This is a genomic window from Streptomyces sp. T028 (assembly GCF_048159505.1).
In the GTDB taxonomy this organism is placed as follows: Bacteria; Actinomycetota; Actinomycetes; order Streptomycetales; family Streptomycetaceae; genus Streptomyces.
This window is the reverse complement of sequence record NZ_JBLRVZ010000031.1, coordinates 15,614-27,428: the sequence shown is the minus strand read 5'-3', so window position 1 is coordinate 27,428 and position 11,815 is coordinate 15,614. Positions and strand designations below refer to the sequence as shown.

The 11,815-nt window shown below is 70.0% G+C and carries 12 protein-coding genes and 1 pseudogene; 7 read left to right on the top strand and 6 right to left on the bottom strand.

Annotated elements, in window-relative coordinates; genetic code table 11:
- Positions 1-122: 122 nt before the first annotated feature.
- The 6 genes and pseudogenes from ACLZN2_RS28920 to ACLZN2_RS28895 form a co-directional block, all read right to left on the bottom strand.
- Entirely contained in the window at positions 123-197 is a 75-nt protein-coding gene (locus ACLZN2_RS28920; protein WP_372337706.1) for a putative leader peptide, read from the bottom strand.
- Positions 198-363: 166 nt separating this feature from the next.
- A complete protein-coding gene (locus tag ACLZN2_RS28915; protein WP_416982209.1) occupies positions 364-822 on the bottom strand; it encodes an RrF2 family transcriptional regulator in 459 nt (152 codons plus the stop codon).
- 93 nt (positions 823-915) lie between these two features.
- Positions 916-1,086, bottom strand: a pseudogene (locus ACLZN2_RS28910) (TauD/TfdA family dioxygenase); the annotation flags it as partial.
- Positions 1,087-1,136: 50 nt separating this feature from the next.
- Positions 1,137-2,366: an acyl-CoA dehydrogenase family protein gene (locus ACLZN2_RS28905; protein WP_416982208.1), complete on the bottom strand. Its 1,230-nt coding sequence runs from the start codon at positions 2,364-2,366 to the stop codon at positions 1,137-1,139.
- Between the two features lie 13 nt (positions 2,367-2,379).
- Positions 2,380-2,955: a winged helix-turn-helix domain-containing protein gene (locus ACLZN2_RS28900; RefSeq protein WP_416982207.1), complete on the bottom strand. Its 576-nt coding sequence runs from the start codon at positions 2,953-2,955 to the stop codon at positions 2,380-2,382.
- Positions 2,956-3,244: 289 nt separating this feature from the next.
- A complete protein-coding gene (locus ACLZN2_RS28895; RefSeq protein ID WP_416982421.1) occupies positions 3,245-4,279 on the bottom strand; it encodes an amino acid ABC transporter permease in 1,035 nt (344 codons plus the stop codon).
- 747 nt (positions 4,280-5,026) lie between these two features.
- Between ACLZN2_RS28895 and ACLZN2_RS28890 the strand changes: the two genes are divergently transcribed.
- From ACLZN2_RS28890 to ACLZN2_RS28860, 7 genes are all read left to right on the top strand, one after another.
- Entirely contained in the window at positions 5,027-6,163 is a 1,137-nt protein-coding gene (locus ACLZN2_RS28890) for an LLM class flavin-dependent oxidoreductase (RefSeq protein WP_416982206.1), read from the top strand.
- Positions 6,160-6,684, top strand: a complete 525-nt coding sequence (locus ACLZN2_RS28885; protein WP_416982205.1) for a GNAT family N-acetyltransferase — start codon at positions 6,160-6,162, stop codon at positions 6,682-6,684. The genes ACLZN2_RS28890 and ACLZN2_RS28885 overlap by 4 nt, the downstream gene beginning before the upstream one ends.
- Positions 6,681-7,637, top strand: a complete 957-nt coding sequence (locus ACLZN2_RS28880) for an ABC transporter substrate-binding protein (protein WP_416982204.1) — start codon at positions 6,681-6,683, stop codon at positions 7,635-7,637. The genes ACLZN2_RS28885 and ACLZN2_RS28880 overlap by 4 nt, the downstream gene beginning before the upstream one ends.
- A 21-nt stretch (positions 7,638-7,658) precedes the next feature.
- Positions 7,659-8,681 (top strand): amino acid ABC transporter permease, encoded by a 1,023-nt coding sequence (locus tag ACLZN2_RS28875; RefSeq protein ID WP_416982202.1) that lies wholly within the window; start codon positions 7,659-7,661, stop codon positions 8,679-8,681.
- Complete coding sequence (locus ACLZN2_RS28870; protein ID WP_416982201.1) at positions 8,678-9,484, top strand: amino acid ABC transporter ATP-binding protein; 807 nt, start codon at positions 8,678-8,680, stop codon at positions 9,482-9,484. The genes ACLZN2_RS28875 and ACLZN2_RS28870 overlap by 4 nt, the downstream gene beginning before the upstream one ends.
- A 38-nt stretch (positions 9,485-9,522) precedes the next feature.
- Positions 9,523-10,506 carry an ABC transporter substrate-binding protein gene (locus ACLZN2_RS28865; RefSeq protein ID WP_416982200.1) on the top strand — a complete coding sequence of 328 codons (984 nt, stop codon included), beginning with the start codon at positions 9,523-9,525 and terminating at the stop codon, positions 10,504-10,506.
- Between the two features lie 118 nt (positions 10,507-10,624).
- Positions 10,625-11,815 carry an LLM class flavin-dependent oxidoreductase gene (locus ACLZN2_RS28860; RefSeq protein WP_416982199.1) on the top strand — a complete coding sequence of 397 codons (1,191 nt, stop codon included), beginning with the start codon at positions 10,625-10,627 and terminating at the stop codon, positions 11,813-11,815.

Here is an 11,815-nt window from a genome sequence, read left to right as displayed (position 1 = left end):
CTCGCTGTCGCGAGCTGAGAAGTGGAACGTGGGGCGTAGTCAGCCGAGGGATGTCCGATCCGCCGACAGAGGCGGGGCGGCGGGGAGGCGGCGCGGTTCGGAGAGAGTCAGGTTCTGTGGCGTCAGAGGGGCCGACAGATGGCACTGGACGTACGGCCGAGGTCGATGTGACGGCGCGAGGTCAGAAGGGGCAGCATCCGGCCTGTGCGGTCGAGCGTTCTCATGGCCACCCCCATAGATCCCTAGTTTTCCTACCTGGTTGCTAGGGATCGTGGCAGAAGGTGGCGTCTACCCCAAGGGGTAGTTCGCATGGTGGACGCGTCTATCTCGCTTTTTGAGATAGGCGGTGAGTTGTCCAGCGTGTCAGGGGTTTACCCAGGCGCTCGGGGCGTTGGTCAACGCGGAAACGTCGGTGGGAAGTTGGGCCGATGCGACGTCGGCGAGCGACACGCCTTCGAGGATCTCGCGCACGTTGGACCGCAATGCGATCCACAGGGGGAGCAGCGACTCGGCGGGGCCGGTGTAGGACAGCTCAGGGGGGCGGACTCCGCGTACCGAGACCAGTGGTCCGTCCACGGTGCGGATGACGTCGGCGATGCTGATGGACTCGGCGGGCTTGGCCAGCCGGTAGCCGCCGTTGCCCCCGCGCCGGCTGAGTACGAGGCTGCCCCGGCGCATGTCGTTGAGGATGCTCTCGAGGAACTTGTGCGGGATGTCCTGGGCGTCGGCGATGGCCTCGGCTTTCAGTGGGGCGTCATCCCGTGACGCGGCGAGCTGCAGCGCGGCACGTACCGCGTAGTCCGCTCTGGCTGAGATCCGCATGTGTGCATTATCCCGTACGGCTTCGGCCGGTGTCCGTTGCGCGCGGTCGCCGGGGGGGGGGGGGGGGGCCCCCCGCCCCCGCGACCGTGGGGCTCAGGCTGCGGCGGGCGTGTAGTGGGCGGCGTCGTCGCCCTCGATGACGTGGCTGAGGGGGCCGTCGATCCCGGCGGGGACATCGCCCGCGACGGTCACCCGGTGCAGCAGGCGCGGCAGGTCGCCGTAGTCGTCGGGGGCTTAGTGCTGGGTGATGCGGTTGTCGAACAAAAAACGGTCACGCCGAGTTCGCCAGGGAAAGGCCGAGCGGCATCGCAAGGTCAGACAGGCAGGACGAACGGAGGGTGCGCACCATTGAGGAAATAGTCCCCGACATCACGGAGCCGGTGAGCGACGGGCTCGTACAAGGTGTGGGTGCGGGCATTGCGCCAGAAGCGGTCGAAGCCCAGCCGTGAGGACGCGGAGCGGGCGCCGATGATGTCGAGGGCGCGGGCGGTGGACTCCTGCGCAGCCCTGGAGGCGGCGGCTTCGGCCATGGCCACGAGGACGGAGATCTCCGCGTACTCGTCGTAGGTGAGGTCTTCGCCTCGTGTCAGCCCGCCGTGCACGGCTTCCACTGCTTGATCGGCGAGCGCGGTCGCGGCGCGGGTGAGGACGGTGAGTTCTCCGTAGGCGGTCTGCACTTGCGGGTCGTGCGGGGTACCGGCCGGCCAGACGGGGTGCCAGGGTGCGTGGCCCGTCCTGCTGTACTCACGGGCTTCGGCGAGAACTCCCTCGGCCATGCCGAGAAGGAGCTGGGCGGAGAAGAGACGCCCGACCGGAGATGCCAGGGCGGCCCGGGGCGACAGCAAGTCCTCGTCCGCGGACAGGGAGCCGAGTACGTCGTCGGCACCCACCGGCACGTCGTCGAACTCCACGCTGCCGCCGGCCGCGAGCCGCTGGCCGAAGGTGTCGGCGTCGCCGTCGATCACCACACCGCGACGGGCGGGATCCACCACGACGGCGAGTGGTTCACCCGTGTCCTCCCGCACGGCGCGCACGGCGAGACGGTCGGCGACCAGGACCCCGGTGGTATAGCTCTGCCGACCGTCGAGCACCAGGCCGCCGGAGGTCCTGGCCAGCATCAGAGGCGGCTCCTGACGGGCGAGCCCGCCACCCCAGCACCACTCCTCAGCCGCGGACCGCTCCTCGATCTGCGCGGCGAGAGCGGGCCCGGCGAAGAACCGGGCGCTCCACGACAGGAAGTAGTGAGAGCTGAGCAGTTGACCGATCGCGCCGTCGGCTGCGGCGATCTCCCGGACGACGGCGTAGGCCGTGAGCCAGTCCGTGCCGCCTCCCTGGGACTCGGCCGGCATCAGGAGCGTCAGCAGTCCCGCCTCGCGCAGCCGGGACACCTCGTCGAACGGGGCCTTGCCCGCCTGCTCCCTGGCCACCGTGTCCGTGGCCAGGTCGTCCGCCGTCTCGCGGGCCACGCGCAGCCAGTGCGCTCGGCCGGGTCCGGTCCGGTCCAATGGCGAGGTGGGGCCGGACGGCGCAGTGGCAACGCCCATGGTGGTGGTCTCCTCAAGGTCGGTGGCAGGGTGCGGTGTCGGGGCTCTCTTGCCGGCCTGGCACGTACTTGTAGCCCACGCGCCGTACGGTGACGATCTGCTGCCGGTGAGCCGTGCCGAGCTTGCGGCGCAGGCGCGCGATGTGGACGTCCACGGTGCGGCCGTCGCCGATGTGGTCGTAGCCCCAGATGCCGGCCATCAACTGCTCGCGCGAGTGCACCTGGTGGGGATGGAGTACGAGGTGGGCCAGCAGTCCGAACTCCAGGTAGGTGAGGTCGAGTTCGCGTCCGTCCAACTCTGCGACATGTCGCGCGGGGTCGATGTGGATGACACCTCCTCCCGCTCCCGTCCGGTGCACGGGAGGCAAGTCCGTATGGGCGACCGGACGGATCTCCGGCCGTGTCACGTCCTTGGCGAAGAGCTGGGCGGGGTCGGTGCCCTCGGGGACGAGGACGAGGTAGCCGACGAGGGGAGCGGACCCGTTTCCCTCGTCGCCGTTCTGCACGGTGTCGCCCACGAGGCGGAGATGGCGCAGGTCGGTAAGCGGGGAATCCGATGGAGTGGCCTGGGCCGGAAGTGCCGTGGTCATGGCGGTCGTCCTTCAGAAGTACGGCGGCCGTCGGGCGCGACGGGTGGATGCGCCTGATCGCCTGGGATGAGAGAGAAGGAGCGGGTGGCACGCGCAGCGTGTGAGCCGCGTGCCTTACACGCCGCAGCAGGCGGCGCTGACGACGTGACCAAAGTCGACATGCCGACGACGAACGAGTCGCTGCTGCGTGTGGGACATGTGCATCATCCTGCGCACTCGCCGGGCGGGCCGTCAATGCTTTCCTAGTAAATCGATGGGAAATGTAGGGAAGGCAACATCGCGGGTGGGTTCACCGGTCACCGTCGATCGCCGGGCGGGCCTTGGGCGCGGTCGCCCTCTCCAGTCGGGCACGGAGTGCGGCCAGCTGGACCCTGAGCCTCTGCAGGGGGGTGGGCGGCAGCGCGCGGGCCGAGCCGCGCGCGTAGTTGCGCTCGACGTAGAACTGGCCCGCGCCGAGCACGGTGGTGACGGCGATGTACCAGAGGGTGGCCACCATCAGCAGCGGGATGACCTGGTAGGTCTGGTTGTAGACCAGCTGCACCGAGTACAGCAGGTCGTGCACGGCCAGCACGCTGACGATGCTGGTGCCCTTCAGGGTGCCGATCAGCATGTTGCCCGCGGTCGGGACGATGGAGCGCATCGCCTGCGGGATGACGATCCGGCGCAGGGTGCGCCGCCTGCCGATACCGAGAGCCTGGGCGGCCTCCGTCTGGCCGGCGTCGACGGAGAGGATGCCGCCGCGCACCACCTCGGCGGCGTACGCGGCTTCGTGCAGGGTCAGGCCGATGACGGCGGTGAGGGTGGGGCCGAGCAGGTTGACCGTCTTGACGGTGACGAACTCGGGCCCGAAGGGGATACCGAGGCCGAGCGTCGGGTAGAGGGCGCCGATGTTGAACCAGAACAGCAGCTGCACCAGCAGCGGGGTGGACCGGAAGATCCACACGTAGCCCCAACTCAGCGTGCGCAGCACCGGGTTGGCGGACAGCCGCATCACGGCCAGCGGGGTGCCGAGCAGGAAGCCGAGCACCATCACCACGCCGGTCAGCCACAGGGTGAGCAGCAGCCCGTCGAGCACGGCGGCGGTGGTGAAGTACCGGCCGACCACATCCCACTGGAAGGCGCGGTTGCGCACGACGGAGTTGACCACCATCGCGAAGACCAGCAGCGCGGCGGCAGCGGTCAGCCGGCGGCCGACGTGTCGGCGCGGCACGATCCGCGGTACATCGTCGTCGGGGCCTTGGCTGCTGGAGCCTTTGAGATGTCTTGCAGGCGGGACGGCTGCGGAGACGCGGGCGGAAACGGTGATGTCGGATGGCGAGACCATCAGGAGCTTCTCCAAGGGGAGGGAGGCGCGGGCGTCGGTGACCACCCGGCAGCGCACGTTCGTGGATGCCGCGCACACGCAGCACGGGTGCGGGGTGCCGGTGCGGGGTGGTGGTGGCTGGGTTTCGGCGTCATCACGCTCGCCGCGTCCCTCAACGCGGCCGGTACGGCTGCCGCGCGCGGCGGAGCCGGTCCGTCCTCGATCGTATGGGCGCACCGCGCGCCTGTGTCAACCACGCCCAGGAACTGCTGGGTGCCGGTCCGGCATCCGGGCCGTGGTTGACGGGAAGCGAGATGTACTGCTCAATTAGTCGCATGAATGCCGAGCAGCGCCTGGTCACCCGTGACCACATCGACTTCGGTCGGGTGTGGTCCGCCGCGTGTTGCGCCTGACGCGGCAGCGGGCCGTCTGACCGGCCCTTCCCTCCCTCGGTGACCCCGTCGCGGGCCGAGTTCCTCCCTTCGCAGGCACCGTCGTACGCACGCGCTGAACACACGCGGAACACGCGCTGAATCCGCGCTGAATCCGCTGAATCCGCGTACGGACGACGGGCCTGCGGGACCTGACACACGCTGCCGCCGCCCGACCTCGCCCGAGGCCCCTGCCCCGGCGTCATCACACCTGCTCACCACCTGATTCCCAGCACCCTGAAGCGCCGTCACACCCGGCCGCGCCGAGGGCTGCTCCGCCGTGCCCGCGTGCTGCCCACGGCACGGCCCCAGAGGACTTGAGGAAAGGCCATCTCCCATGCCCGTGGAGTTCCTTGGCATCGCCGCCACCAACGACGGCTCCGAAACCACCCCGCGCTCCGGCGCCGCCTTCGACAAGGAGTACACGCTCCGGCTCGCCCGGGCGCACGAGGACCACGGCTGGGACCGGGTGCTGTTCGCCTACGGCTCCGGATCGCCCGACCCCGCGCCGGCCGCCGCCTACATCGCGAGCAGGCTGGACCGCCTCCAGATCCTGCTCGCCCACCGGCCCAACGTCTCGTACCCGACCTTCGCCGCCAAGACCTTCGCCACCCTCGACCGGATCAGCGAGGGCCGGCTGACCGTGCACTTCATCACCGGCGGCAACGACCACGAACAGGGCCGGGAAGGCGACACCCTCACCAAGGACGAGCGCTACGCCCGCACCCGCGAGTACATCCGGATCGTCAAGAAGATCTGGACCACGCACGAGCCCTTCGACCACGAGGGCGAGCACTACCGGTTCCACGACTTCGTCAGCGACGTCTTCCCGGTCCAGCAGCCCCGCCCGAACGTGTCGTTCGGCGGTTCCTCTGCTGCGGCGTACGAGGCCGGTGGCGCCGAGGCCGACATCTACTGCCTGTGGGGCGAGCCCCTGGCGAAGACCGCCGAGCAGATCGAGAACGTCAAGGCCGCAGCGAAGGCCGCGGGCCGCACCGACGTGCCCCGCATCCAGGTCGCCTTCCGCCCGATCATCGCCCCGACCGAGGAACTGGCCTGGGAGAAGGCCCACCGCACGGTCGGCGCGATCAAGGCCCGCAAGGAGAAGGGCGAGGCGATCACCAAGCGCCACAACGGGCACGCCCAGCCACAGAACTCCGGCTCGCAGCGGCTGCTCGCCATCGCCGAGGCGGGGGAGCGCTACGACCGCGCCCTGTGGACCCCGACGGCCGCCGCCACCGGTGGCGCGGGCAATTCCAACGCCCTGGTCGGCACCCCGGAGACGGTCGCCCAGGCGCTGCTGGACTACTACGACCTCGGCGTCGACATCCTCTCCGCCCGCGGCTACGACCTGCTGGGCGACGCGATCGACTTCGGGCGGTACGTGATCCCGATCGTCCGCGAGGAGGTCGCCAAGCGCGACGCCGAACGGGCGGCGCGCGGCACGCAGAACCTGGCGGCGGTGAACGGATGACGTCCGCGCCCGAACTGGCGATCGCTCAGGTCACCGTCGCCGACCCGAGAGTGAAGCCCCTGCTGCGCGAACTCGGCGACGAGTACTCACGACGCTACGGCAGGGACGCTCACGCCGAACTGGCCCGCTATCCGGACGAGGAGTTCACCGCGCCGTACGGCGGCGTGCTGCTCCTGCTCCTCGAACACGGCGAGCCGGTCGCGGGCGGCGCCTTCCGCCGGTACGACGCGACCACGGCCGAGCTTAAGCGGATCTGGACGCACTCCGCCCACCGTCGGCGGGGCCTGGCCCGCCGTGTCGTCGCCGAGCTGGAACGTGAGGCGCGAGCCCGCGGCTACCGGCGGATCTACCTGACCACCGGTCCACGCCAGCCCGAGGCCCGCGGCCTGTACCTGGCCACCGGCTACACCCCGCTGTTCGACACGGAGGCCGACCCGGAAACCATCGGCCCGCTGCCCTTCGAGAAGCACCTGCCGGCCGACGCACGCACAGCACGCACGGGAAAGGCAGCCGACCTGTGAACCTTCGCCCGATCAGAACCCGCCTGCGCATCGCCGCGACCGTCGCGCTGCTGCCCGTACTGGCGCTGACCGCCTGTGGCTCCGGCGACACCTCCGGCACCACACCGGCGGGCGCTCAGGCATCCCCCGCGCCGACCGACGACCCGGTCGCCGCCGTACGCAAGGTGGACTCCGTCGCCGCCCTGCTGCCCGTCGCCGTCCGCAAGTCCGGCACGCTGCGGGTCGGCAGCTCGATCGGATTCCCGCCCGGGGCGTACTACCCGAACGGGCAGGACAAGCCGCCCGCCGGCCAGGACATCGACATCGCGGACGCGGTGGCCAAGGTCCTCGGCGTGAAGCTGGAGCGGCAGGACGCCTCGTTCGAGACGATCCTGCCCGCCCTCGGCAGCGGCAAGTACGACTTCGGCACCGGCAACTTCGGGGTCACGAGCGAGCGCCTGAAGACCGTCGACTTCGTCACCTACATCAACGACGGCCAGGGCTTCGCGGTGAAGAAGGGCAACACCGCACTCACGACGAAGGTCACGGACCTCACCCAGCTGTGCGGGCTGACCATCGGCACCGGAGCCGGCACCACCTTCGAGGCGACCCTCACCGCGCAGAAGGGGGTGTGCGCCAAGGCGGGCAAGAAGCCGTACGACGTGAAGGTCTACTCGGAGAACGGGGCGACCGTCACCGCGCTCCAGCAGGGCCGGATCGACGTGATCATGTCGACCATCAACGGCCTGCGCTACCAGGCGGCACAACCTGCCTCGCAGACCACCTTCCTCGGCGAGTACCACCGCCTCGACGTCGGCTTCGCCTTCAAGAAGGGCTCCCCGCTCACCAAGGCGTTCCAGGCCGCCGTCAACGAGCTGATCAAGGACGGCACCTACGCCCGGATCCTCAAGAAGTGGGGCACCTCCCCCTCCGCGATCGACACGTCGCGGATCAACCCGCCCGAGCACACATAAGAGCTGAGCAGGAACACCACGATGAGACCGACCACCGACACCGTGCCGCCCGGCGCGGCCATCCCGGGCGGCGGCCGCGAAGCCCCTCCCACGCCGGACGACCCGACCTCGCTCAAGGTCGTCCCCGCCCGCCACTACGCCCGCTGGGTCGCGGCCGTGGCCGTGATCGTGCTGGTCGCCCAGTTCGTGCACGGGCTGGTCACCAACCCGGTCTGGGAATGGGGCGTCTTCAGCGACTACGTGCTGTCCGAGACGATCGTCCAGGCGGTGTGGGTGACCCTCCAACTCACCGCCTACGCCACGGTGTTGGGCTTTCTCCTCGGCACGGTCCTGGCGTTCATGCGGCTCTCGCACAGCCCGGTGCTGCAGACCGTCGCCTGGACCTACATCTGGATCTTCCGGTCCATCCCGATGATCGTCCAGCTGGTGTTCTGGTTCAACCTGAGCGCGCTGTACGAGAGGTTGGGCTTCGGCATCCCCTTCGGCCCGGTGTTCTGGTCCGTCGACAGCAACAGCATCATCGGCACCATGGGCGCGGCCGTCATCGGGCTGACGCTGCACCAGGCCGCCTACGCCGCCGAGATCGTGCGCGGCGGCGTCATAGCCGTCGACCACGGACAGCTGGAGGCCGCCGCCGCGCTGGGCATTCCGCGGCTGCGGCAGATCCGCCGGATCGTGCTGCCGCAGGCCATGCGCGCCATCCTGCCCACGGCCGGCAACGAGATCATCGGCCTGCTCAAGGGCACCTCGGTGGTCTACGTGATGTCCATCGGCGAGCTGTTCTACCAGGTGCAGGTGATCTACGGCCGCAACGGCCGGGTGATCCCGCTGCTGCTGGTCGCCACCGCCTGGTACGTGGTCCTCACCTCCCTGCTGTCGGTCGCCCAGTACTACGTGGAGCGCCGTTACGCCCGGGGCGCCAACCGCACCCCGCCGCCCACCCCGCTCCAGCGCGCCCGGCGCTTCGTCCGCAACCTGCGCGCGGCGGCCGCCCGGCCCAACCAGCCCGTCATACCCCTGAAACCCTTGGGAGACAGCCGATGAGCGACGTGACGGTGGCCGTCAAGGACGCGAAGCCGACGGCCGACGGCGTGATGGTGGACGTCCACGGCGTCCACAAGAGCTTCGGCCCGCTGGAGGTGCTGCGCGGCGTCGACCTCCAGGTTCGTGCCGGCGAGGTCACCGTGATCCTCGGCCCGTCCGGCTCCGGCAAGTCCACGCTGCTGCGCACCATCAACCACCTGGAGAAGGTCAACCGCGGCTGGATCAGCATCGACGGCGAACTCATCGGCTACCGCCGCTCCGGCGGAAAGCTGCACGAACTGAAGGAGAAGGACGTTCTGAAGCAGCGCACAAACATCGGGTTCGTCTTCCAGAACTTCAACCTCTTCCCGCACCTGACCGTCCTGGAGAACCTCGTCGAGGCACCCGTCTCCGCGCTGCGACGCCCGCGCAAGCAGGCGGAGGAGACCGCCCGCCGGCTGCTGGACCGGGTCGGACTCGCCGACAAGACCGACGCCTATCCACGGCAGTTGTCCGGAGGCCAGCAGCAGCGCGTGGCCATCGCCCGCGCGCTCGCCCTCGAACCGAAGGTGTTGCTCTTCGACGAGCCCACCTCGGCGCTCGACCCGGAACTGGTCGGCGAAGTCCTTGACGTCATCAAGGACTTGGCCCGCACCGGAACCACCATGATCGTCGTGACCCACGAGATCGGCTTCGCCCGCGAGGTCGCCGACACGGCGGTGTTCATGGACGGCGGTGTCGTCGTGGAGCAGGGGCCGCCCGCGGCAGTCCTGGACGACCCGCGGCACGAACGCACCCGCGCCTTCCTCTCCAAGGTCCTCTGACCACCCCTCACCCCTTTCCGTAAGCAAGGAGCACGACTGTGTCCACCTCGATCACTCGCCGCACCACCGCAGCCGCGCTGGGACTGACCGCCGCCCTCGTCCTCGCCGCCTGCGGCAACCCCGATGACGGCGGCACGACCGAGGTCGCGGCCGCGTCGGGCAGCAAGACGAAGATCAACATCAGCCCTGACCAGGACCGCATCACCACCGACAAGGTCGACTCGATAGCCGCCGAGGTCCCGGAGAAGATCCGAAAGAGAGGCACCCTGGAGATCGTCGACTCGTCCGGCTCCGCAGCGCCGCTGACCTTCTTCGCCACCGACAACAAGACCGTCATCGGCGTCGAGCCCGACATCGCCTCCCTGGTCGCCGACGTGCTCGGCCTCAAGCTGCACATCAACACGGTCTCCTGGGAGAACATCTTCGTCGGCCTCGACAGCGCCAAGTACGACGTCGGCTTCAGCAACATCACCGTCACCGAGGAGCGCAAGGAGAAGTACGACTTCGCCACCTACCGCGAGGACAACCTCGGCTTCGAGGCGAAGAAGGGCAGCGGTCTGAAGGTCACGGGGCCCGAGGACGTGGCGGGCAAGACGGTCGCCGTGGGCAGCGGCACCAACCAGGAGAAGCTGCTGATCGAGTGGAGCAAGGAGAACGAGGAGGCCGGCCGCAAGCCGGTGAACATCAAGTACTACCAGAACGACAGCGACACCTACCTCGCCCTCCAGTCCGGCCGCATCGACCTCTACCTCGGCCCCAACCCCACCGCCGCCTACCACGCGGCCACCACGGGAAAGACGGAGGTCGTCGGTACCTACTCCGGTGCCGGCTCCACTCTCCAGGGCCTCATCGCGGCCACCACCAAGAAGGACAGCGGCCTGGTCAAGCCGCTCGCCGACGCGCTCAACGAGGTCATCGAGAACGGCACGTACGCGAAGGTCCTTCAGCGCTGGGGCCTGTCCGACGAGGCCGTGACCACGTCCGAGATCAACCCGCCCGGCCTGCCCAAGACCAACAAATAACGGACCCGGCGCGGAGGCCGCACGCCTCCGCGCCCCTGTCCCTCCGCTTCTCTTCCTTCACGCCTGCGTGCAGGACTCGTTCCGGCGCGCAGGACTCCTTCGTACAGGACACGAGGTCATGCCCCGCGAACTCCACCTCTCCATCGAACTCAGCGGGACCGGCCACCACCCCGCGGGCGCCGATCCCACCGCACCCCTCACCGCCGCACCCTGGGCGGACCTGGTTCGTCTCGCGGAGCAGGGCGCCCTGGACTTCGTCACCGTCGGCGACACCCCCACGCCGCCACCCGACGGCAGCGGCGACAGCGGCGGCCGGCTCGACGCGGTGGCCGTACTGGCCCGCGTCGCCCCCGTGACCAGCCGGATCGGCCTTGTCCCGACCGTGACCACCACCAATACTGAGCCCTTCCACACCTCCACCGCCCTTGCCAACCTGGACTTCGTCAGTGAGGGCAGAGCCGGCTGGCAGGTCGACGTCTCCACCACCGAGGCCCACACCGAGGCCCACACCGTGGGCCGCTTGCCCCGGGCATCCGCCGCCGAGCTGTGGGCCGAGGCGGCCGACGTCGCCGAGTTCGCCGCCCGGTTGTGGGACAGCTGGGAGGACAACGCGGAGACACGGGGCGCCGCCACCGGCCGTCGCACCGCCGGCGACCGGCTCCACCCCATGGACTTCGACGGCCCGTACGTCTCCGTCCGCGGGCCGTCCACGGTCCCCCGCCCGCCGCAGGGGCGGCCGCCCCTCGCCGTCACCCTCGATGTGCACGACTCGGACGGGCAGTGGGAACTGGCCGCGGGCCACGCCGACGTCGTACTGCTGGACGTCGATCAGCCGGCCACCGTCCGGCTCGCCCGTGCGGCGCTCCTGCACCGGACGGCGGAGGCCGGACGCGACCCGGACGCGCTGCGGGTGCTGGTACGGGTCGCCGTCGATCTCGGCGGTGGAGCCGGGCCGGGACCCCACTCACTCCCAGCCGTCGACACCGTGCGCTTCACCGGCACCGCCGCGGACCTCGCCGGACTGCTCGCCGACTGGCACGCGGCCGCCGGCGCCGACGGCTTCCACCTCCTCCCGGCCTCGGCCCCAGCCGATCTGCCCGCCGTGGTCCACGAACTCGTACCGCCGCTGCGCGAGCACGGAATCTTCCGCACCGACTACACCGGCCGCACCCTCCGCGACCACCTTGGCCTGCCCCGCCCCGTCGGCCGCTTCGCCCGACGGGGCGGACACGGCCCGATGACGCACACCGCGACGGCCGCGTGCGGCGCGGGGACGGCCCGAACGTCCCAGCCCACCTGGTACTCCTGA